Here is a 24,060-nt window from a genome sequence, read left to right as displayed (position 1 = left end):
TGTTAGGCAGTTTTCTTGCTAAAGACTCGGAACTCGGAGGTGGTCGTGTATGACTGCCTCCAGTTTTTTTGACGCTCAGATAGTTCTCCTTCCTCCAGTTTTGAAATGCGCAGCCATTCGGCATAGCGGTGCTGAGGTTCGGTTGGCGCCGACCACTCCGGCGCGGCTAATACTTCCCGTACTTCGACGACCTCGACGTCCGCGTGTACAGCCGCTGGGCTGAACACCAGATCACGCGCACGCTGCGCCAGCTGGTCGCGGTCGATGTTTATGAATCCAGGAATGTGGACGCTCTCCATGTTCTCCAGCGCTGGTGCGCCACGGCGCTCCAGCTGCACCTCTTCCAGCTTCGTCTCCAGGCGGCGCTCTCGGCCGGCCGCGCGCTTGTCACGCGCTTTGTCCACCGCAGATGCCGGCATGTATGCACGTTCGTTTGCGTTATGCTCTGCGGTGCAGATGAACCGTCCATCTGCGTCGTAGACCCACACTTTCGATCCGTCGTGTATGTCGTAGCCAACGGACAGTTGCTCGCCGTGGAACTCTTCTAAGCTGCGCGCGAAATAGCGGTTGCCAAACAGTTCGATTTCAGCGCGGCGCACGGTGCGCAGCAGCTGCGGTCTGAACAGTGGGCGTGCTTCGTCGTCCGTCACCACGGATGCCTGGAATCCCTTGTCGACCGCCAGTTGCCAGGCTTCGTCGGGCGTCATGTGGCGCTTGCGGCCGTTGATCGGATCGGCAATTTTCGGCAGCGAACGGTGGGGCCGGCTGTTGTACTCACCGGCTTTGCTGGCGCAGAACTCCAGGAAGCTTGCCCAGGCCATCAGTGGCATTGCCACGGCGCCGCCGGATGCGGTTCGCGCGATGGCCTGACGAGAGAGCTTGTGGATCACCTGCGCTGCTTGGCGGTCCATGTCGCGCCCCATGTAGCCCGGTACTTCCTTCGCCGCTTTAACCCAGATGGTCTGATGCAAGCGCTCGATGACGCCGCGCGCCTGGGAGTTGTACGGAATGCTGTTATGCATCTCCGTTCCAAGTCGGCCAAGCAGGCCGGTGGCGGTGTCAGTCATAAGCTGATTCTTGTAGCCCGATCCGTTGTCGACGTAGAAGATCGCCGGAATGCCCGATTTAACGCTCGCGTCGCGGAGTGCATCAAGCACCGCGAAAGCGCTTTCGGCGAGACCAACCGACCAGCCAACCAGGCGACGAGTCGCAATGTCAACCACGCTGGTGATTTCGGGACGGAATGGCCGGCCGTGCAATGGATGCTGAACCTCCGCGTCGAAGGTGTGGCCGTCGGCGCTATAAACATCCGTTGGCAGCAGGTCTTTGAAGCTGCGGCGGATAAATGGCCGAATGGTCTTCAACTCGCGGTCGCCCATCCGGCCCATTTCAACGGAGACCTTGCCCACCTTGTCCAAGAAGCGCCGCACCTGCCAGATGCTCGGCAGTTTGTCGATACCGCGCGATGCTGCGAGCGTGTAGAAAGCTTCGTAGGCGTGGTTGACCGTTGGCTTTTCGGGCTTTTGGTAGCACTCCATGAACAGCGGCGCCCAGGCTGGCACGCTCATGTCGCGTTGCTGGAACCTTGGTGCCAGCGACCCGGCGCGGTCGTACTCCACGAAGCGCAGTAGACTGCTGACCGATGGCAGGCCAGTAGCGCTCGGACGGCCACGTCCATCGCGCGCAGCGCGGAGCATGTTCACCAAGTGCGCAGGCGCATCATCACGCTCTGCCATTTCGAGCAGTATGCGGGCGGCTTTTTTCGTAGCGTAACCTTGGGACATCAGACCGTTTAACGCTGCCAGCACGCCCTTGCGGGAGTCAGCCACGATGGATTGCGCAAACGTCGCGGCCTCTGGAAGAACCGTCGTTTTAACGGTCGCTGGTACAGTTTGCTCATGAACGGCCAGAAATGCACCGGCGGCACGCAGGCGAATGATTTCCATTACATGGGCCGGCGGTACGTATTCTTTACGAACACCACCAGGTCCGCCTTTGCCCGGCACCTCGACAAACTTCCATCCTTCCGCCTTCGCGCGCTTGAACATCGCTGCACGCGTGGTCGGGAGACCTGGAATTGCCATCGACGCTAAGGTTTCAGCGTCATAATGCGGTTTTAATGGGACTAAGTTGCTCATGTGGTTGCTTAGTTGCTAGTTGGTGCGTCGAGTTGCATTTCAGTTGCTAACGTGCGGGGAAAATTGGTGACAAGCGTTAAAACAGGCGTAAAATTGCGCTTTGCATAACGCTCCGGCCAGATAGCCTCAGCTTCAACGCCTATCGCCGCAGCGATGATCTTTTCTGCCTTCGGGTATGGCGAGGTCATCGCCGTCTTAAGGGTATGTTCGCTGAGGCCATTGGCCACCGAGAGACCTCGCATAGACCAGCCGTTTTTGTGGAGCGCTGCAATGATGTCCGCCCGGTGCCAGTTGACCGGAGCGGTTTTTTTTGGACGTATGACTACACTCATTTGCTAACCTTTCGCGGTAAGTAAGTAGGTGTATTCTAGGTTGTAAAGTTGTTTCCTGCAATAGAGAAACAACCAAAGAAACAACTAAAGTTTGCGTTAATGCTTTAAGCTATTGATTCTATTGAGTTGTTTTGTGGTTGTTTCTTTGTGTTGTTTCCCGTTTTTGAGGAAGCAACTTAGCTATGAGGGTTGTTTCCAAATGCCAGAGAGTTTTCGACAGCGATTTCTACGCGAGGCGGGTGATCGTCCGTATGCTTGGGCCGCAGCTATGGGGTTGCCCAAGGATTTAGTAACAGCAGTGCAAAGGGGGGCAGAGGACTACCAACCTATTAAGCGGACGTTGGAGAAACTGGCGCGCGCATCGGGAAAGAGCGTGAAATGGTGGCAGACTGGTGTAGAAGACGTATCTGCGGAGCCAGCGCCCGAAAACGCCCCTTCTGTTGCAGGCGTAGTCGCGGGTGGTTCCAATGACGTAGACATTCGCAAATTGGAATTAGCAATCAGAGCCGTGGACGAATGGGAGCGCACGCGTAATGCGACCATAAGCGCTGAGCGTCGGCCTGCGGTAATCTCGGTGCTATACCAGTTCCTGGTTAAGTCCAACGGCCAGGAAGATGCTATGGACGTCGTACTGCGCGCGCTCGGCTAGTGTGACAATTGGTGAGAATTTGAAGATAGCCGAATTGTTACAATCGTTACTTTGAATAAACACTAGTTGCAATGAAGACATTTAATGAGAGAAGTTTACTGGATGATTTGATTGGCCTGATGGATGAGGCCGTTAGTTTCGGTACAGAAGCCGTCCGCTCGACCTGCATGACCTGGCTGTCGGGCATCCAGCGCGGCACCAGCGCAAATGAGGCGTGTTACTCGCATCGCCAGCCAATGCACAGAAATTACCGAAAGAGTTCCAAAAAAATCGCAAACGTTCGCACGATCCACTCAATCCTGAGCAGAAAGTTTCAAAATGCGTTAAGTGAGGAAATTGGCGCGGCGGCCGCGTGGTTGCTGGGTTTGTGGCCGAAAGCCGCCCAGGATTCGGGTGTCAAAACGGTCACTCCCCCACACTTGTCCAGCGCGGCGCGTTGCGTGTCAACCTGGAGATATGCGTAGCGCTGCGTCGTTTGCACATTGGCGTGGCCCAAGATCTTGCTAATGGTGTATAAATCCACTCCCAGGCTGAGCATGATGCTCGCGGAAGAATGCCGCAGGTCGTGGAAGTTCACATGAGGCATACCAGCCTTCACGCGCGCGGCGCCATGACGACTGAACGCCGTACAGTGTCATATTCAATGGGAAGTACTTCAACCAAGGCCGCAGGGCGGGAATAATCGGAATCACTCGCATCCGTAGTGTTTTGGTATTGCTCGCCGGAAAAGTGATCGTGTCACTGCCAATGTGCGCTGCCTCGATCTGGAAGAGTTCTCCGCGTCGTACGCCGGTAAGCAGGGCGGCCCAGATAGCGACGTTGGTACATCGATAGTAGCGCTGAGGAAATTACTGTGTTAACGTCCAGTCACACACCTTGGAGCACGACAATGGGCTTTGCCGACCGATACCTTCACGCCGTCAATTCGTCTGACCTGCGCGACGACGAGCATCACCACGCTACCGATGCACTATGCGCCGCCGTGCTGGCCGACACCGCCAGCGCAGGCATCGGTGGGCTGCTCTCTCGCGTCAAATACGCCGACGGCACGCAGCAAAAGCTGCTCGAATCCGGCTGAGCCAACTTGGCGCAGCTGCTGCGCATCTGGACTGCGCGCGTTATCGAAAAGGGCCGCGAACGCAAGTGGGTGAAGGAGGGTACAGTTCGCGCGCGAGGTGGCGAAGCGCTTCACCGGCGACCAGGCAGTCGACCTGCGGTTCATCCGTTCGGACGCCGAGATTGACGACCCGGCAACGATCTACCTGACGAACTACGAATCTGTGCGCGAGCCCAAGGTCGACGTCACGAAGTGGCAGGCGTCCGGCCTGGACGAGGTCAGCGTGCTGCGCGGCTACGGCAGCAAGACGTACCAGGAGTTCTTGCCGATGTTCGAGCCGGTCGAGTTCAAGTTCGTCTACACGGCCACACCCAGTCCCAACCGCCTCAAGGAGCTGATCCACTATGCCGCCTAACTGTCAGATCAAGTCGTGACCACTACACATAACCTGAGAGGATATAGCTAACTCAGCTTTTTCACATCAAGGTTATAGATCGCTAGGATCGCCTTGCGTCCCTTATCCTTCTCCTTGGCTTCGAACGCGGCAAACGCCTCCTGGAGCTTGCCGTCAATGAATTCCGCTTTCTCCAATTCTTTCGTCAACTTGGGGAGGATTTCTGTCCACAGTTCCTTGAGATTAGTCATGTTGCTTTCGTACGTCGTATAGCCCCACTCCGGGTAGTCGTCAGGGGCGTCCGTTGATGCAACAGCCAAGGCTCCAGCAAAATCACGTAATTTTTCGGTCAAAGACATCATGAATCCTTCAATTTAAAACTTCCGGCCAGGCAGTTTTGGCATCGGTGCGTAGGGCTGAATCGATTGACGGGGAACCACGTACGGTCCGCCCAGTTCTGTCGAGCGAATGATAAGGAAGTTGCCCGGCCGGATGGTGTTCCACTTGCTCAACTGAGGTGTGTAGCCATCCTTCCGCGCCAGCGTCGTGTCGTGGAAAATGTTAAAGCCGATCCTGCCGTCAGAGATGCCATAGCCATCGACTATATCGTTTTTGATGCGGCGGTTGATAGCCCATATGTTCGACATCGAGCTGTTGTTGATATCTTCGGCTTTTGCCATATCACGAAGACGGAGTCGCACCTGATCGTCGACAAAACTGCCCAATGTGCGGGCATATTGGCCATCTTTGACAGCCAATTCGCCGCTGGCAATTAGATCAACGCCTTTTGCATAGGCTCGATCTGTCGCTTGCAGGTGGACGTCGAGAACTTTCTTCTCGAATTCCAACACTGTCATCTGTGACTTGCCGACCCGGATCGACTCATAACCATCGCCCCACGTTTCGCGCAGGCGTTGGTCCCGAACATAGCCCTCATATACATTTCCTAGGTGTTCGGCGGTTCCTTTGAAGTCGATGCCAGTGCCTGAGTTGTTGATGTAGTACTCGTAGTCTGTTGGCACGTTTTTTACGCCGAGCTTGGTCATCGCTTCGCGCATGGCATCTACCTGAACCTTCGCTTGTGTCTGCGACATCCTGCCTAGTTCATCAACGATGCTGGGCACTTCACCAAGCCATCCAAACGGGTCCGCCGCCAGATTCAAGGCGTTGTCCCAGTTGTTATTGCGAACCATCTCAAAGCTGCCAGGGCGGTAACGAGCTACTCCGCGAGCAGGACCGCCGGTTGGCAGCATTTCAGGTGTGATTAAGGAGTCATCCCGTGCTTGTTCGCCTAAGATGTCGAGCATGACGCGCCGCTTGACTTCATCGGCGGTCATGATATTGCCAGCGGTCGGTACGTCTTGTGCGCTCCTTGCAGACCAGGCATCTTTCTCAAATGCGGCTTCTTCTTGACCGGAGCGCATCTGGTCGGCGTTGATCCGGGCAGCCGTTCGACTGTCGTTGACTTGTTCGGCCGGGCTGCTACCCAGTGCATTGCCGAACGCATCTGTAGCAATCACTTCAGATGCATTTGAATTCCTCCGCCAACGGTTTCCAGTTTCATTCCACACTCCTGATTTATAACGATCTGCTCAAGGGTTCCCAAGGTAAGGTTTTCTACAAACACAGAAAATCGCTCGTGCATAAGAGTCGGGGGGCGCCAGATTTCATTGATGTCTTTCATGTAAGGACGCAACTCCTTTATCACCTTGCGTAACCCCGGTGATATCAAAGGCAACAAATTACACACGTCTTCAACATTACTACTGTCCCTTACAATGATTTCCAGCATCGCGCCAAACGTCCTCTCATCGAGGTTAGGTATCACTACGTGGCATTTCTCGTCCCGAAATGTACAAGCCCGTCGAGAAGGAAGTGAATTTGAATTCTTCCAAATGATCAGCTTGCCAAAATTGATATCTCGTTCAGAAATCAACTCGGCGGGTTCTTGAAAATAATTTTCAATGAGAGAACGTTCTTCCTCTATGACGTGTTTAGTTTCCATATCCATATTGTCCTTTGATGAATTCCCAAGCGGCAGCCCGCGACCCTAGTTGCCCCTCAAGACGGCCCAATGTGCCTAAACTTGGACGGCCTAGGCTGTTAGCTAATTTTTGCTCACTCAAGAAGGCTCTAGCTTCGAAATACATTTCGTTATTTTTCATGCCCCGGCTAGCAATTCCTGCCACATCATCTAACCAGTGCTGTCCTTCATGTGCAGTGGTGACGGCAGCATCATATAGCCCGTTCTTGCCAGACCAGTTCATATTTCTATTTAAGGTTAATTCACCGCTCCCGGGGAAATATCTGCCGCTAACACCGTCTGGCAAGTTACCATAACCCAACGCTAATTCGCCTGAGCGTAGTGCGTCTGCCACCGTTTGATAACGGCCCCTTCCAGATTCCAATACTTGTGCAACCATTTCAGTGTTAGGTCCATAGGCCCCTCCGCCTAAATCAACTCCACGATTATTAAATGTCTTCCACACATTTCTGCTCGCTAAACTCTCCGTGGCTCCAGCCCCTCCTATCCCTGATAACGCCATAAATGTACCCGGCAAAGAGGCCCCTATCTCTTCAGGGTTTCCATGATAGAGCGCATTGAGCGTGCCGATTGGCGTAGACATCACAGCACCGTGAAGAATGTCTCCGGCTGTCGCAAGTCCGCCTTTCGTCATGAGTGAGCGCACTAGTCCACTTTGTGGATCGTAAGGTCGCGTGTCACCCATTACACCAACTTCAGGCCCGAATATCCGCTGCTTAGCGAAGCCGTAACCATCCTTGGCGAGGTTCGCGGTCCCAACGAAAGGTGCGCTGACGAGGTTATACGCACCTTCACCATATCCTTTGAGGACTCTGCCGACACTGTTGAACGTGAAGAAGCCTTCGACAGGGCCAATGTTGCGAGCGATGCCGGGACTGTTGGATTGAACGGTAGGAAGGTCGCCGTTGCGCATAGCGCTGTAATACTGGTCGAGATCGTAAGCACGGGCCTGGTCAGCCGTCATTCTCTTGCCAACCGAATTACCGATCACGCCAAGGTAATCGACCTGCGCTCCACGTTGGTCTTTAAAGGTGAATTGAGTGCTAAATGCACCCCATCCGGTGTCCAGAGAGCCGCCGGCATAGTTTGAGACAGCGCCAAATCCCGATGACGTTCCGCTGCCTCCGGCACTAGCGGACGACAGCAGCATACCTGCATAGTCAGGACCATCGGCCATCGCAAGATATGTCGCATCCGGTTTTGCAAAGGCGCGGCTGACAGCTTGCCTTGCACGGAACGTGTCAAAGTCTTCGACGTCACCTGGCCCACTGTTGCTGCCCGCTCCATTGCCAGAAGATGTGGAACTGGCCGTCGGTCGCATGCTGTCAGCCAAGCTGCTGCCCAGCGCATTACCAAACGCGTCTGTAGCAATGTACGCCGCCTGAATTTTACCACCACGCGCCACTGCCGTCGTCAGGCCTCCGCTGATACCTGCAGCAGTAGCGGCGGCGAGGTTGGTATAACTCCCCATAAATGTCGTGAAATCGCTGTCTTTGCGCAAAGCGCTGCCAACCGCAGCACCCACTGAGGCGCCGGCCACGCTGGCCCAACTGAAGCCGTGCTGCAGGCCGGTCAGGTTGGCGATGCCTTGGGTCGCGATGTTGGACACGGCAGCCTGCGCCGCCGCTGCTTGCCAGCCTTCGCCACTTATTGCACTTAACAGGCCTCCTTGCGTGCTCAATGAACCTACGCCCTGGGCTACGCCGGCGCTCAGAGCGGCAAGTCCCACGCCTTTCCAGCTGAAGCCATCCTGCGCGCCGATCGCGATGCCCACTACCTGGCTGGCGATCGAACCCAGTGCTGCGGCCAGCGGCGCACCCAGTCCGCCGGTGAAGTACATCACGGCTGCGCCCACTGCCGCCATGATCACGCTGCCAAGCGGGCCGCAACCGCCGCGATGCTGGCTTGGCGTCGGCATGGCGGGGGCGGTGTCGCCGATGTCTTCGGCAACGTAGTATGGCTTGACGGTGGCGTAGTCGTTGTGCGCGGTGTTGATGCGGGTGGGAATGCGCAGGATGTCGTTGACCTTCAGCGCGGCGTCGCCGGCTAGGCCGTTGGCGTCGGCAATCAGGTACCACAGCTTGGCGTCGCCCCAGATCGCCTGGGCGATGCTTTGCAGTGTCTCGTTCGGGCTTTGCACACTGTAGACGCTCGGTGGTGCCGACAGCGACTGAGCGGTGGCCGACTGGTACGGCGAACCGAGGATGTTGGTCTTGCTGGAGTTCTCGTCACCGAGCACCTGACCGTTGACGATCAGCGAGAAGCTCCTGGTGTCGCCATCGAGCTTGCTTTGCACGTGGCCGTCGGCGTCGTACCAGAATTGGCGCTTGACCTGTTTTTTCTCATCGATCACCTGGATCCGGTTGCCAAACGTGTCGTAGACGCTCTCGACGGCGGTCTGGTCCTTGATCTGCTTGGTAAATTGCTCGTGCGCGCCGTCGGTCCACAGGTACTGGATGGTGTACCTGCCGAAGTCGTTGTTGTCGATATTGGTCGCCGCCACGGTATAGCCGGTCAGGTTGCCCATGGCGTCGTAACCACCCAGATCGTTGCCATGACCTTTGACGAAATAAATATTCTGGTCGGGCAGATCATAGTTATACAGCTCTTGCCGCGTGACGTGGCCGCCGACGTCGTAGCTGTAGGTACGGCGCTGCGACAGGATGCCTGCAGCCAGGGTGGCGTTGCGCGATGGATCGGACGGTTTCACGCGCTCGCCTGCGTAGGTGAGGCGTCCCGCGCCGTCGTAGACGCGGGTGTCGTACAGCACGCCGTCGCGGTAGCTATATTGCAGACGGCCGGCTTCATCGTAGGAATAGGTTTCGGTGGTCCAGGCGCCCGCTGTGGTGGCATACGTGTCTTTGTTAATGAACACGCCCTTGTACGTATCGCTGAGACGGTTGCCGGCCTTGTCGTAGCTGATCTGGTGCCCGGTGTCACCCAGGTCCGCTTTCTTGAGCACCGCATCCCATGGCGTATCGGCATTGACGATGATCTGGCGGTTCATCTCGTCGTAGGCGTTGTATTTGGTGAACGATCCCATCCCCGTGTACGTGGTGGTGACACTGGTACGGTTGCCGTTGTTGTCGTAGGTGTAGTTCAGCGTGTACACACCGTCGTACACATCCGTCAGACGGTTCTGCTTGTCGTATTTGAGGGTGTTGTTCTGCACCCGCGTTGGTAGCGATGCGGTGTTGGGCGCATAGCTTTGCTTTTCGCTCAGGCGGTTGCCGACCACGTCATAGGTGTAGTTGGTGGTCAAGCCGCTTTCGTTGTTGACCACACGCACCAGCATGCCATTCTCGTAAGTCTGGCTGATCCACTTGCCGTTGAGGGTGGTCATGGTACGGCGACCGACACCATCATAACCATAGTAGGTGTCGGTGTTGCTCATGTCCGTGAACTTGCTGATCTGGCCGAAGTTGTCCACGACCCAGCGCATTTTTTTATCATTGGCATCCAAGGTGGCGGTACGGTGGTGGAACGCGTCATAAGCGGTTACCGCACGGTACAGATTTCCTTGCGTCATGGTGGCGATGATGTTGCCGTCCAGGTCGTACTCGGTATAGGTGCTGACACCGGCGCCGTCGATATTGCGCACCTTACGGCCCAGCTCGTCGTATTCAGAGCGCTCTTCCAGCTGATGGAAGGTCTTGTCGCGCTCGATCATACCTAGCTCGGTATCGTCGGCGTAGGCAACATAGACCGCCTCGGTTTTGGTGCTGGTCAGGTGGCCCAGGTGGTCATAGGCATAGCTGGTCTGGACGCCGGTGGTGTCGGTGGCCCAGCGCTTGACGCTGGTCCGTTCGCCAAACAGGTTGTAGTTGGAGGTGACCTTGCCGCCGTCGGCATGCACTTCCAGGCGTACATTGCCATTGCTGTCGTAGCCGTAGCGGTTGAGTTTGCCCAGCGGGGTGTTGACGAAGTCGCCTTCAAGCACCATGCGGCCAAGCACATCGTAGTCGTGCAGATTGGTTGGTACGTTGCTGCTGCCGGCCAGCGCGTTGAGCGTCTGGCTCAGTTGCTGGTTGTTGGCGTTGTAGGTGTAGCTGATCTTCCAGTTCGGATCACGCAGGTCGCTGATGCTGAGCAGATTGCCCCAGCGGTCCACGGTCATGCGCGTTGGGCTGCTGAACGGTGTCGAGGTGCCGCTCAGGCCGGTGGACTTGGCCACCGAAACTTTGGTGGTGTAGTTGCGGACTGGCGTGCTGTTGACTAACTGATCCATCACTCCCACCGCATTGGCGGCGCCGCGGCTATCGCTGTCCGGGTGGGTTAGCGCCACGCCCACGCGGCCCATGAAGTTGACGCGTGCGGCCAGCTTGACGCCGTCGGTTCCGGCATAGGCGTACAGCTCGGCGATGATGCCCACAGCCACCGCGCCACGCGGGGTGTTGGCGTTGAGCTTGGCCACCCAGGCAGCAATTTCGGCCGCGTCAGCTGGGCGCCCCAGTGCCTGCTGGTAGACCACCTTGACGAAATCGGTGTTGTTGAGGGCGGTCGGGAAACGCGCCTGGCCAGGCAGCGTGCCCAGCAGGGTTTGGGCGATGGTGGCCAGTGGCGTGCCGGCCGCACGTTGCTTGATGTAGTCGAGCAGGGCGGCAGTGTCCGGCGCCCGGCCCAGCAGGGCCACGTACAGCTGCACCACTTCGTTCGCATACAGCGAGTTGCTGGTCTGTGCGGCCACTGCGGCGGCGTCGACAAACAAGGCGCCGTCGCGGGCGACGTAGGCATTGGCGTTGAGGTAGTTGGCGACCGACGGTGTGGTTGCGTCGGCGGTGGCCTGGTTGCGCGCGTTGATCAGGGTCAGATTGATTTTGCCGTTGAAGATCAGCGTGTCAGCGGAGAGGTTGGTGCGCGTCATGTCGGTGATCAACGCTGCCATCAGCTGGCCACGGCTTGGTGCGCCCGCCTGGGTCAGCTGGTCGCTCCACTGGCGCAGCACGGCCGCGGTCGGCGCGTGGCCGGTGGCGTTGGTGATGAGCTTGGTGACGAAGGCGTCGTTGGTCATGCCGGCCGGGTACAGCGTCGGATTGGCCGCCATCAGCTGGGCGGCCTGGTTGGCCAGGTCGCGGCCGTTATTGAACATACCCAGGCCCTGGTTCAGTTCGATCAGGGTCGGGGCGCGGCCCAGCAGCATGATGTACATTTGCGCCAGCCCCAGGCTATTGAGCGTGCGCTGGGTTGCGGCGGCATAGGCGGCGTTGGCGCGCGCAGTGGCGGCCGCTGCCAGCTCAACGTTGACCAGGGCGCCCGATTGCGTCACTTCCAGCGCCAGGGCGGGCTTGAAGGCGGTGGCGTTGGCCACCACGGCCGCATAGTCGCTGGCCACGGCGTTGGCGGCCAAGCCGACCGTTGCTGCTGCTGCGGCGGCGGTGGCTTTGGCGGCGGTCAGTGTCGACAGGTCCTTGTCGGCGATCACGGCCTTGTTCTGCACGGCGATGGCTGCGCTCACGGCGGCCGGCGTTTGCGGCGCCACGGTCAGGATGCTGCGTGTGTTGTCGAGGTCGAATGCCTTGTTGTCGCGGTCGGTCTGGGCGCTCGCCAGTTCCTGCTGCGCTTGCGCCTGGCGTGCGCTGATGCGGTCCGGGGCGCCTTGCAGTGCGGCAGTGTAGGCGCTGGTCAGCGCCTGCACCTCGGCCAGCGTGGCAGCTGTTGCTGCGGCGACCTCGTCGGGGAAGTGCGCGCGTTTCAGATAGTCGGTACCGCTGCCGGTGTAAGGCTCATACAGCTCGCGATGGCAGCCGGCAAAGAAGAATTGCTTGGCGAAGTTGGCGGCGTCGCCAAACGACGGAATCTTTCCGACCCAGAACTCGACCGCGCCTGGCTCAGGCTCGCGCTGCAGAATGGTCAGGTACAGGTTGCGGACAAACTTGGCTGGATCGTTCAGGGTCTGCGGCGTCACCTGCATGAATTGGCCTGCCAGACTGCTCAGCGTGGCGCTGCCGTCCAGCAGGCTGGCCAGACGGGCGCTCAAGTTGGCCAGCGTGGTCGGCTGGTTGAAGCCGACCATCATTTCATTGAGCTGGGCGACCAGATCGGCGGCGGCGCCGTTATAGATCAGCGCCGGTTTTTGCGCGGCAGCTGCCGCCAGCACCGCCGCTTCAGTTTCCGGCGTCAGCTGGCTGGCGGCTTGCAGCGCATCTTTCTTCTGCTGCAGTGTCGTCTCGGCGAGATCCTTGAGGGTCTGCGCATCGTTGACGGCCTTCTGCGCGTTGGCCGCAGCGGTGGCAGCCAGGTTGACCATTGGCGCCAGCGCTGTGGCGACCTTCTGGTTGAATGCCGACTTGGCGGTGTAGTCGGCCGCAGTTGGCAAATCCTTGGTGGTCAGCGTGCTGATCAGGTCAGCGGCAACGTCGCCGCGGCTGCTGGTGCGCAGGCGCTCGAGCCACGAGGATTCGGAGGCCAGCGGCGCCCGGCCGTAGACCTGGCTGAACAGCTTGTTGATGAAGTCGACGTCCTTGAGGCTGCCGTACAGGCCTTTGCCTTCGGGCGAGAGCATCATGAACTGCGCCATGGTGCGCAAGTCCATGCCCTGTACGCGCTTGGACACAAACAGGTTGAGACCGCCGATGTCCATAGGCCCCTGGTCGGCGCCGGGACCGCGGTTCAAGATGCCGACGTAGAGGCGCGTGACTTCGATCACGGCCAGCGTGTTGGGGGCGGCTGTGTTGAGCGCGGTTTGTACCGCCAGCGCCGACTTGGCGGCGGTGTCGGTCTTGGCCGGGACCCCAGCGTTGTTGTACGCCGCCTGGGCCGCCGTGGCGGTGGTGATGGCGGCGGCGGCGGCGGCCGTCATGGCGCCCAGCGCCGTGTTGACGTCCTTGTCGAAGGCGGCGCGGCCGCTCCAGGTCGCATCTGCCGCCGACTGATCGGCGTTGTCCACCGCACCGTTCAACAATTCGTTGACCAGGGCGGCGGTGGCGGCGCTCTGCGGCCCCTGCGCCACCTGGGCGCTCCAGTATGCCAGCTGCGCCGAGGTAGGTGTGGTGCCCAGGACTTGCTGGTACATGCGGCGCACGAAAGCAGCTGCATCGACGCCGGCCGGGTACAGCAACTGACCCTCGGTGGTGCCAAGCAGCATGGCGACTGCGGCGGCGTCGCTGGTGCCGGCCACCATGGCGCGTGCCATGATGGCCACTTCATTGATGTCCAGCGCCATCGGTTTGCCGGTGCGGCCGTGGTTGAGAACGGCCGCATACAGGCGCGCTGCGCGCAAGGTGGCCTGCGCCAGCGGACTGGCGTTGCTGGCGTTGGCGGCATTGGTGGCGGCCGTGGCCGCGCTGGCCGTGCTTTGCTGCGCGGTGGTGGCATTGTTGTTCAGCGCGTAGGCGTCGCCAAGGTTGCCTGCGAGCGCCGTCGAATTGGCGGATGCCAGCGAGGCGGCCATGCCCATGGCGTAGTTGATCGCGGCCGTGGTATCGGTGGACGTGACCAGGCTCAGGACCTTGGCGCCGTCCGTGTTGGCGCCAAAGATCTGCGCATACGTCAGGCCGACCGCGACCTTGTTGTTGAACAGCGCCAGCGCGCCAGCGCCGGCCGCGTGGGCGCCGACCACCACGGCATTGATCATGTCCAGCGCGACCTGGCCACGGCTCTTGCTGGCCAGCGCCTGCAAGTAGTAATTCATCACCGTGGAATCGGGCGCAATGCCAAAGGCAATGCTGTACACGCGGCGGAGATATGCTTCGTTCGACAGGCCCGGCGGGAACAGCGCGGGATTGCTGGTCGCTTCCGGGCTGTTGAGCACGCCGTTGGCAATCTGCTCCATGGTCTTGGGCGGCGTGGCCAGCAGCATGCCCATCTGGAAGTCAAAGCCGATCTTGTCCGGTGCGCGGCCCAGTAGTGCCACGTACAGGCGCGTCACGGTCAGGCGCATGTCTTCCATCGGGGTGCTGCTGCGGCCATCAATCAGCGCGGGGTTGGCCGCCGGGGTGGCTGCGCGCGTGCGCAGCAGGGCCAGCGCCTGGGCGATGGCGTCGCTGCGGTTAGGTGCAACGTTGATGGCCGCAATGATGTCGCGTTCCGCTTCCTGGCGCGCCGCCGGATCGGCACCGGTGGCCGGCATTGCCATGTAGGCAAAGCCCAGGGCAACCTTGTCGCGCATGGCCAGGCCGTCCGCGGCCGACAGCCAGCCATTGGATTCGCCTTCCAGCAGCATGTTCAGATAGGCGCCGCGGCTGATTTTCGAGCCCATGTACATCATCAGATTTGCGCGCTTGATTTCGACATCAGGCGCCGGGCGGCCGAACATATTGCTGTAAACCGTACCCAGGAATAACTGCAGCGAGGCCGTGATGGTGGTATCGACGGCGGTCAGCGGCGCCGGCGGCGGTAGCAGGCTCTGGCCTTCCTCGCTGTTCATGATGTTGTCGGCCAGATCGTCGGGCGACATGCCGTTGCGCAGCGCATTGGTCCAGAACTCGACGCCGGCCGGTTCCGGCAGGCGGCCCAGGATGGCCACATACAGCTTGATGACTTGCGCCTGCTGCTTTTCCAGTTTGGCCAGCGAGTTGCCTTCCGCGATCGCGCCGTCGGGGCTGCTGTCGGCGTGCGCCAGCACAGCTGCTGCGCTGGCGGCATTGCTGCCGCCGTTGGTGGTCAGGTAGTTGAGCAGGGCGTTGGCGCGCTGCGTCAGCTTGTTGCCGTCGCTGCGCAGGATCGCCAGCAGGGCGTTGCCGCGCTGGTCGTCCGGCCCGGCCGTGAACTGGCGCTGCCAGTCGGCGATGGTGGCGCCGTCCAGCGACAGCTTGAGCGTTTCGTCATGCAGGCGCGTCAGGAAGGCCATGCTGCCATTTTGCAAAGCGGCGACACCATCCGGGCGGTTCAGCAAGTCCAGCGCAATCGACGCCAGGCTGGCGCCCGCCGTGACTTTGTCGGCCAGGCCGTTGAGTTCGTTCAAGGTCGGGGCGCGGTTGGCCACCATCAGGAACAGCTGGATCAGCTTGCGGTTGATGCTGGTCATCGCCAGGCCAGAGGCGCTGACTTTGCCCGCTGCCACCTGGTAGGACGGCTCGCCTGGCGGATTGGCAAACACCTGGTAGTCGCACGGGCCGATATCCGCCGGGAAGACGAAGCCCAGGTAGTCGCCATAGGTTTGCACGGCGCCGGCTGGCAGCGTCAACGGCGCTTTGCCTGGCTGCAGGATCTGGATCGTCAGCTGATTGACGCTTTCCGAGGCGTTGCCGAGCAGGATAGGCAAGCCCTCCAGCGTCTCGTCGGCTGCCAGCGGCGATTTCTGCCAGCCGTTCGCAGTCTGGCGCAGCACGTATAGCGCACCCTTGACGATGTCGCGCGGTCCGCTGTTGTCGATCATATGGCCCAGCAGGTCGTAGCGCATGTCGGTACGCTGCAAGGTGGTCATCTCATCGAGCTCGCTGAGGTTCTGCAGTTTGGCCAGCTGGTGCTGATCATTGGTGCTGTTGCTGACGAACTGGGCGGTCAGATTGCCCTGCACGTCGTACAACATGGCCTTGTCGATGCCGTCGCCGCTGTTGGTCAGCCAGGCGCGGCCGGACTGGTCGTAGCGGGTATAGCTGGTCCGCTGGCCCACCACCGGTCCGCTCAGCCTGTCGTTGCTGGCAACATAATAGGTCTCCGTGACTTCGCCGAAGGCATTGTAGACATTGGTCTTGTGGTTGCGCAGCACGGCAGCGCCGGGCGTGACCAGGTTGGCGTTGCCTGGCGTCTCCACTTCGCTGACACGGCCCAGCGCATCGTAGCGCGTGATCTGGTAGGCGGTTTGCGGGCCGCTGGCAGTGGTCACCGTGCGCCATTGCTTGGCGGCGCGGCCGTAGATGTCGTACGAGGTCTGGGTCAGCATTTGCGTGCCCTTGGCGAACTGCTCGGCATCGCGCACCAGCACGGCGTGGCCGTCGGCGTCATACTGGGTGGTGACCACGCGGTTGTCGGTGTTGTAGCGGTCCTTGGCCTTGGCGCCCGCTGCCGTTGGCGTGCCATCGGCGCCCGCGGCATAGGTCACTTGCAGCACCGTGTTGCCAAAGATATCGAGCTTGAATTCGGTCAGCTGCGAACCGGCGTCCGGCGCCTCGAAGTACGCGATGGTCTGGACTTTGGCCACGCCGGTGGTGCGGCCCAGTGCGTCGTAGTAGGTATAGATGGTGCCGCCCAGCGCATCAGTGACGGCATTACGGCGGCCCAACACGTCGTAGCCGTAGCTGGTCACCGCGTCGCCCACTTTCTGCACACCGTCGCGCACATAGCCGAGATTGACGCGCGTCTCGCTGATCAGTTGCTGGTATTTATCGTAGGTCTGGACGGTTTTGCGGTCGGCGTTGCCGCTGCTGCCGGCAACGTTGTTTTTGACGAGCAGGTCGGCACTGCCAGGCACCACCAGGCCGTTGCCGATGGTGGCCTGATTGTAGTAGTCGGTCTGGGTGACCGAGGTGGTCTTGGTGCTGACGTTGACGTCGTAGCTGAAGGTGGTGACATAGCCGGTGGTGGCGCTCAGCAGCGACTGCTGCTGCACCTTGCGGCTCAGGGCATCGTAGTAGTAGCGCGTGGTTGCGGCGTCGGTGACGCGCTTGCCACCGGCGTCGGCGCCATACACCTGCTGTTCGCGCACATCGCCAAAGGTGGTATAGAAAGTCTCGCTGGTGCGGCCGGCCAGCATGGCCGGCGCGGCCCCCAGGCTGTGGGTGTCATAGACCGAGACCACCGGTTCGCTGACCTTGGTGCTGCGGTTCAGCAGGTCGTATTCGGTACGGATGGCGCGGTCGCGCATCGGATCGGCCATGCCGGCGGCCACGGTGTCGAATTCGGCTTCGCTGAACTGGGCCGGGGTTTTGCCGTTCAGGCGCTCATTGACAGTGTTGCTGTAGCGGGTCAGCGTGTTGACGTTGCCAAAACGGTCGCGGTCATAGCGCGTGACATAGCCCAGCGCATCGATGTCGTAGCTGAGCTGGCCCAGCTGGTCATAAATCTTGTAGCTGCGCTGCTGGTTGGCGTCCTGGTTGGCCACGGCATCGCCAAACACATTGTAGGTGACCGTGGTGATGCGCGGGCCGCTGGCCTTCTCATAGGCCGGCGCGCTGCCGTCGCTGAGCTTGGGATCCTGACTGTCGTCGTAGATGGCAATCGACGCCAGGATGGTCTGGATCTGGCGGCCCAGATTGTCGTAGCGGTATTCGGTCACGTGCTGCGTGCCGTCGATGGCGCCGATGCTGCGCTTGGTGAGGTTGCCGAACGCATCGTATTCCATGCGGGTCAGCATGGACAGCAGGTCGCCGTCGGTCCAGTTGCCCATGGCGATGCCGAAATTGGGCCCAAACGCGGCCACCGCCGGACTGGTTTCCAGTGTCATGCGGCCGGCGGCATCGTAGGCATAGGTCCAGACACTGCCGGCCTTGTTGGTAAAGCTGGTCTTGCGGCCGAGGCCATCGTAGCCATAGTACTCGGTGGCTGGCTGGTCGTCGGTGACTGCGGCCAGATTGCCGCCAGCGTCATAGCTATAGCTGATGCTGTTGGCCAGGCCCGCCTTGAGCTGGTCGGCCGCCTCTTTTTCCACCGAGCCCGCCACCAGCGGTTCGCTGAACGCGGATGGCCGCAGGTAGTTGCGGCTGGCAGCAACCTTGCCCAGCGCATTGTAGGTGGTTTCCTTGATAAAGCCGCCGGCATCCACGGTGTAGCGCAGACGGCGGTCCTGGTCATACACATAGCGCTGCAGGCGGTCGACGCCGGCTTTGAGCGTGACCATTGCCTTCAGCTGGACCGGCGTGGTGGCGGCCGTGATGGTGGCCAGGGTCGCAGGTTTGATTGGCGTGTCGTAACGCACCACGGTGATCAGGTTGCCAAGCACGTCGTAGCGGTTTTCGGTGACCTGGCCCAGCGCATCGATCTGGTACACCGGGCGGTTCAGCGCATCGTAGACGGTGCGGCTGACGCGGTCCAGCGCTGTCAGCGGCGGCGCGTAGCTGAGGTCCACCTTGCTGGGATCGTCGACCGGGGCAGCATAGGCGATGCGCTGCACCACATTGCCGAAATTGTCGTAGACCACCTTGCTCACACCGCCGGAGGCGTCGACCGTGACCACCGGACGGTTGAGCACGTCGTAGTCGGTGTAGCTGCTGCGGTCCAGCGCGGGATTGGCCTGTACGGCGCCGGCCAGCTTGTCCGGCAAGGTGGTGCCCAGGTATGGCGTCGCGTACTGCGTGCGGCGCACGATATTGCCGGCGTTGTCGTAGCTCTGGCTGGCAATGGCCCAGCGCTGCAACGTCGGCTGCTCGGGCGATGGCCCCATGGCGGTGGCGGTCATGACCACGCGGCCCAGCGTATCGTAGCGGTAGCTGGTGACGGCGTCGGCGTTGGATGTCGCCAGGTTCAGAATCGCCGTTTCGGTTGGCTCCAGTGCGCGCAGCACGGTGGCATAGGCGGTACGGCTCACCACATTGCCGACGCCATCGTATTGCTGGCGTACGATGGCCCATTCGATGCTGCCATTGCTGTGGCGCTGGGCGGTGGCGGTGGCCAGCAGGCGGCCATCGGCGCCGTACACCATCCGCACGCTGCTGTCGTGGGCGATGCTGTCATGCTCGGGCTGACTGGCGTTGAGCGCCACTGCGGCCGCGATCCAGTTGCGCACATCGGTGTCCTGCGGCACCAGCGCACTGGCGTTCATGAGGCTGGCATAAGCGGTGCTTGCCTGCAGGCGGCCATTGGCATCGTAGGTCTGGCTGCTGACGCCCCAGCTGCTGTTGTACACCACCTGGTTCTGCGCGTTCAGCGATGCGGTCACGCGCTGCGCTACCAGCGTCGCGCTGAGCTTGCCGTTGGCGTACAGATAGCGCGTATGCAGGTCGCGGGTCGGGTCGCTGAGCGTGCCGGTTGCCAGGGCGGTGTTAAAGGTGTCGGCAATATTGCTCGAAGTGGCATAGCCGCTCAGCAGATTGGCGTACGTGTAGCGGTCCGTGACATTGCCCATGCTGTCGTACAGATAGGCGGTGACGGCGCCCATCGCATCAATGCTGGCGCGCACGCGGCCGTTGCTGTCGTAGACGGTTTGCAGCGTGATGTCGGTCGCTGGTGCCGCCGTGATGGCGGCTGCGGTGGACAGCTGGGTCTTGCGGATGATGTCGCCGAAACCGTTGTACGCCGTCAGCGTGTGGTTGCCGCCGGTCTTGGCGTCCGCCACGTCGACCACCTGGCCACGGCGGTTGTACTGGAGCTGCTGAACGTGGTTAGTGGCCACGTTGGCGTTGGCCGTGCCGAATGAGGTGATTTCGGTCTGGGCGCCCGTCAGCGCGTCCGGCGCCAGCTGGTTGTAGTACTGCGTCGTGGTCGATGCGCTCAGGCTGTTGCCAACATTGTATTGCTGGCCGCTGACATTGCCCTGGGTATCCACCGAGTAGATCAGGTGGCCACCGGCGTCGTAGTAGAACACATTGCGCTGGCTGTTGGCGCTCTGGGCCAGGATGCTGTCCAGTGCGCGCGCGCCATCGTCGGCCGAGCCGCCGGTCAGCGCGGCGCGGGCGGCGGCGCCCAGCTGGCCGGCGTACTGCACGCTGAGCTTGACCTGGTCAAAGGCGTTGTAAGTGGTGCTCTTGACATTGCCGCCCGCATCGACGCTGTATGCAAGCCTGCCGTTGTCGTCGTAGTAGAAGCTAGCCTGACGGTCCTGGCTGACATCGCTGAGATTGCGTACCGCGCTGACCAGTCCCCAGGTCAGGGTGCCGGGGAGCAGGCCGTTAGTCGAAGCGACATCCAGTTTGTTGCCGTACTGGATGCTCTTGACCACCTGGCCAAACAGGTTGTAGCGCTGTTCCTGCACCTCGCCGCTCGCGCTGATGGTGTAGTTCAGACGCCCCAGGCGGTCATAGAAGTACATGGTGGTGTGCTGCTGCGCATCGGTCATGCTGACACGCTGGCCCAGCTTGTTGTAGTTGTAGCTCAGACCGTAGCTGGCCCAGAGTGCCGCGACGTCGGCTGGCCGCGGCGCCGGACCCAGCGCGGCCAGCAGGCCGGCGCCGACGTCGCTGAGCTGGGCAATCAGATGGCCGGCGTTGTCGTAGCGCGAGGCGCTCAGCATTTCTGCGCCGTTCAGCGTGCCGCGTTCCACCGTGGCGAGGTTGCCGCCATCGTCGTAGGTGTAACGCGTGTAGCTGCCGTCCAGGCGGGTTTCCTGGCGCAGCTGGTTGAGTGCGGTGTAGGTCAAGCTACTGCCGCGGTCCTGCGTAGCGTCGCTCTTGATCACCAGGTCGGACAACTTGAGCGTCAGGTCGTTCAAGGTCTTTTGCGGCGTCATGGCGCGCACCGTGACGGCGGTCGCATAGCTGCGGCTGCCGCTACGGTTGCCGGCGCCGTCGTAGCTGTAGGTGGTCAGGTAGCCTTCGGCGTCAATCACGCCGGCCAGCTGGTCGCGGCCATTGTAAAAACTGCGCACATGGCGGTCACGCGGATTGACGACGTTGGGCGGCGTCGTGCGCAGCGCATTCATGTCGAAGCTGGCCCAGGCCGCTGCCGGACTCATGGTGTCGTAGCTGATGGTGTCGATCACGCGGCCGTTGCTGTCGTACTTGTATTCGGTCAGATAGCCTAGGGCATCGAGTTCGCCGATCAGTTCACTGCCAAAGTACATCTTGCGCACGATGCGGTCCTGCGCGGGATTGGCTTCGTTGGCAAACAGGGCTGGAATGGTCAGGCCGTCGAGCTTGCTGGTATCGACCGGGTTGGCACGGTAGATGGTCTGCGTCAGGCGGTGCAGATTGTCGTAAGTAAAGCGCGTCAGGTAGCCGTTGGCGTCAATCGTGGCAATCACTTCGCCGATGGCGTCATATTCGATCCAACTGCCGCGGTCGGCCGTGCGGTCGGCACTGGCCGGATCGGGCCGCAACGTGGCCAGGTCGATATCGACCGGCTTGCCCTGGGCATCGTACAACTGGGCGGTATCGATGGCGGTGGCGTAGCGCAGCGTGCGGGTCAGCAGGCCGGCTTTGTTGTAGCTGTATTCGGTGAGCAGGCCGTTCGGTTCGACCTGCGCCGATTTGCGGCCCAGATTGTCATACAGCCAGAAGGTGCGCAAGCCGGCGGCGTCGGTGCTCATGCGCAGCAGGCCGGCGTTGTCGTACACATTGGTGGTGGTGCCGTCCTGCTGGCCAGATTGCTGTCGCAGGCTCAGCAGCTGACCCGCTGCATCGCGCACAGAGGTTACCGTGCTGAGCGGCTTGTCGGCGCCGGCTGCCGTGGTGGTGACGGTCACGCTGGCCTTGTCGTAAACCGTTTTGAGCACCGTGTTTTTGGCGTCGGTGACGCTCACCGTGCGGCCCAGGCCGTCATAGGTGTAGGTGGTCTGGTTGCCGTTGCCGTCTTTCTTGAACAGCAACTGGCCCGACGGGCTGTAGCTGTAGACTGTGACGCCTTCGGCGCCGTCCAGAACGCCGCTGCCATTGGCATCGGTCTGGGCGTAGCGGATCGATTTGACCATCAGGCCGCGCGCGTCATACTGGTAGTCGGTGCGGCTGACACTGGTTTTATCAAACGGCTTGGTGGCCAGCGCGGCAACGATGGTGGCTTCCACCATTTTCTTGGGGTCGGCTGCCGGAATGGTAATCGTGCCAGCGGCGTAGCGCAGCTCCGCCGCCAGCTCGCCGGTGCTGTTGTACAGGTATTCGGTCAGGCCGCCGTCAAACGCCACCACGTAGTGCAGGCGGCCGGAATCTTCGTAGACCCAGTGGGTGCTGACCTGCTGGCCGCTGACGCCGCCCGCCTCCAGACCGTTGGAGTCCGGTGCGCTCCAGGCCATTTCGACGATTTTCTTGTTGTAGGTATTGAGCTTGAAATCGGTGTCGTAGTCGTATTCGTGCGGACTGTTGAGCTGGTCGATGACGGGGCGCGTGGTGCCGGTGGCGGCCACAATCCCGTACAGGATGCTGCGGTTGTTGACGTCGATGCTTTGGATCAGGTTGCCACTGGGGTCGTAGATGTATTTGGTGGTGAGCGGCGCCGTGCTGCCGGGCGCGCGCACATCGACCTGGGTCAGGTTGCCGTTGGCGTCAAAGGTGTAGGTGGTCTTGACGCCGAGCGGGTCGGTTACCACCGGCTTGTTGGCGACCGTGTAGTCAATGCTGGTCTTGTGGTTGAGCGCGTCGGTAAAACTGTCGACGCGGTAGCTCGCACCGACCAGCGTGTAGGAAAAACTGAGCACGCTCCCATCGGACTGGGTAATCTTGGATACGCCTTTGCTGGCAGGATCGTACTCGTAGTTGGTGGTGTAGACGTTGCCGTCAGCAATCGTGCCGTCTTCCGGCGTCAAGTCAACCAGCACGCTCTTGATGCGGTGTTCGCTGTCATAGGTGTAGTGCGTGCGGATGAACGTGCTGCCATCCGATAGCACCGAGCGGATCTGCTGCAGGTCGCCCGTGACCGGATCATAGTCAAAGTGGGTCTGGTCGTTGCCGGTGTACTGGTTCTGCGCGTTCTTGGCGCCGGTCGCATCGGCGGTCGAGGTGCCGGCCAGGCCGGACGCGCCGGCGGCGTCGGTGACCTGAATCAGGCGGCCCTGGCCATCGTAGACAAAGCGTTGGCGCACGATTTCGTTGTTCTGTGCATCCCGTTCAAAAATGCGCAGTAAGCGGCCATTGTTGCCAGCCGTACTGTCATACACCTCGTAGAAATTGACCGCCAGTGGATTGTCTTCGCGGTAAACCCATTCTTTGGTCGCGGCCAGATAGCTGATGCGCTGGTAGGGGCCGGCGCCATCCGTCGACTGGTACATCTGCAGCGTCGGGTTGTAAGTGAAGATGGTGACGTTGCCATCCGCGGCGGTGCGCGCGACCTGAGTCCCGGCCGCATTCGGGGCGCCGTTGTTGAGCATGACCACGCTGCGGTTCAGGCCATACTTCCAGCTGGCGCCACTGTTGCCGTTGTTGCTGGCGCCGAAATCGTTGCTGATCTTGCCTTGCGAGTTGTACATGCGGGTCAACTCGACGTTGACGCCGTGCGCCGCCAGGAAATCATCGCTGTCCTGCAGCGAGAGATTGCCATTGAAAATATTCAGATAGGCTTTTTCCTGGTTGCTGCCCGTGGCTGCGTTGCCAAACGTTCCCTGCTGTCCAAGGATAGCACCGGAGGTGTTCAGAATACCCAGACCATTACCGCCAACAATCGCGACCATTTTATGACTTTCCTTGCAATGCGATGGCACCCTGGCCATCGGTTTGTGTTATCTACAGGCAATTTATCTGCCTTATCAAGCAATGTATCCTTGGTTTTTGAGGAAAGTTTAGTGCTTTTTAGAAAAAATTTTTAAGTGATAATTTTCCTTTTGGGAAATGGTAGCGGGGTAGCGAAAAGACAATGAAATTAACACTATTGTCAGAGGTGTTTCAAATCATGAATTCATATAAGCCAATTTCTATTTAGAAATTTATCTTGAAAATCATTATTGTGTGGTGTTATTATGTAAGTTTTTTGGCAATTGATTGCACTTTGC

Annotated in this window: 9 protein-coding genes and 1 pseudogene; 3 read left to right on the top strand and 7 right to left on the bottom strand. The window is 60.3% G+C overall.

Annotated features, from left to right (window positions below; all coding sequences use genetic code 11):
- Positions 1–2: 2 nt before the first annotated feature.
- On the bottom strand, positions 3–2,138 hold the full coding sequence (locus GTP58_RS28245; RefSeq protein WP_161080299.1) for a Mu transposase C-terminal domain-containing protein: 2,136 nt from the start codon (positions 2,136–2,138) through the stop codon (positions 3–5).
- An 8-nt stretch (positions 2,139–2,146) separates the two neighbouring features.
- Positions 2,147–2,470 carry a helix-turn-helix transcriptional regulator gene (locus GTP58_RS28240; RefSeq protein ID WP_161080298.1) on the bottom strand — a complete coding sequence of 108 codons (324 nt, stop codon included), beginning with the start codon at positions 2,468–2,470 and terminating at the stop codon, positions 2,147–2,149.
- 720 nt (positions 2,471–3,190) lie between these two features.
- Here GTP58_RS28240 and GTP58_RS31545 point away from each other — a divergent pair.
- The gene (locus tag GTP58_RS31545) at positions 3,191–3,583 is read left to right on the top strand and encodes a hypothetical protein (RefSeq protein ID WP_229215797.1); all 393 of its coding nucleotides are present in this window, start codon (positions 3,191–3,193) and stop codon (positions 3,581–3,583) included.
- A gap of 47 nt (positions 3,584–3,630) precedes the next feature.
- Here the strand turns inward: GTP58_RS31545 and GTP58_RS31540 are convergent.
- Positions 3,631–3,705, bottom strand: a pseudogene (locus GTP58_RS31540) (hypothetical protein); the annotation flags it as partial.
- A 267-nt stretch (positions 3,706–3,972) separates the two neighbouring features.
- Between GTP58_RS31540 and GTP58_RS28230 the strand changes: the two are divergent.
- Both GTP58_RS28230 and GTP58_RS28225 read left to right on the top strand, forming a co-directional pair.
- A complete protein-coding gene (locus tag GTP58_RS28230) occupies positions 3,973–4,197 on the top strand; it encodes a hypothetical protein (RefSeq protein WP_161080297.1) in 225 nt (74 codons plus the stop codon).
- Positions 4,198–4,294: 97 nt separating this feature from the next.
- On the top strand, positions 4,295–4,591 hold the full coding sequence (locus GTP58_RS28225; RefSeq protein WP_202413894.1) for a hypothetical protein: 297 nt from the start codon (positions 4,295–4,297) through the stop codon (positions 4,589–4,591).
- Between the two features lie 47 nt (positions 4,592–4,638).
- On the opposite strand, the gene GTP58_RS31170 is transcribed toward GTP58_RS28225, so the two are convergent.
- From GTP58_RS31170 to GTP58_RS28205, 4 genes are read right to left on the bottom strand one after another with little or no spacing between them, the layout of a single operon-like run.
- Positions 4,639–4,932 carry a hypothetical protein gene (locus GTP58_RS31170; RefSeq protein ID WP_202413893.1) on the bottom strand — a complete coding sequence of 98 codons (294 nt, stop codon included), beginning with the start codon at positions 4,930–4,932 and terminating at the stop codon, positions 4,639–4,641.
- A gap of 12 nt (positions 4,933–4,944) precedes the next feature.
- Positions 4,945–6,090, bottom strand: coding sequence for a hypothetical protein (locus tag GTP58_RS28215; RefSeq protein WP_161080296.1), 1,146 nt, complete (start codon positions 6,088–6,090; stop codon positions 4,945–4,947).
- Positions 6,087–6,575, bottom strand: a complete 489-nt coding sequence (locus tag GTP58_RS28210) for a hypothetical protein (protein WP_161080295.1) — start codon at positions 6,573–6,575, stop codon at positions 6,087–6,089. Before GTP58_RS28210 ends, GTP58_RS28215 begins: the two co-directional genes overlap by 4 nt.
- Positions 6,565–23,742 (bottom strand): DUF4214 domain-containing protein, encoded by a 17,178-nt coding sequence (locus GTP58_RS28205; protein WP_161080294.1) that lies wholly within the window; start codon positions 23,740–23,742, stop codon positions 6,565–6,567. Before GTP58_RS28205 ends, GTP58_RS28210 begins: the two co-directional genes overlap by 11 nt.
- Positions 23,743–24,060: the final 318 nt, after the last annotated feature.

Source organism: Duganella sp. CY15W (assembly GCF_009857555.1).
Taxonomy (GTDB): Bacteria; Pseudomonadota; Gammaproteobacteria; order Burkholderiales; family Burkholderiaceae_D; genus Rugamonas; species Rugamonas sacchari.
Note: the sequence above shows the minus strand (reverse complement) of the source record. Positions and strands in the feature narration are given on the sequence as shown.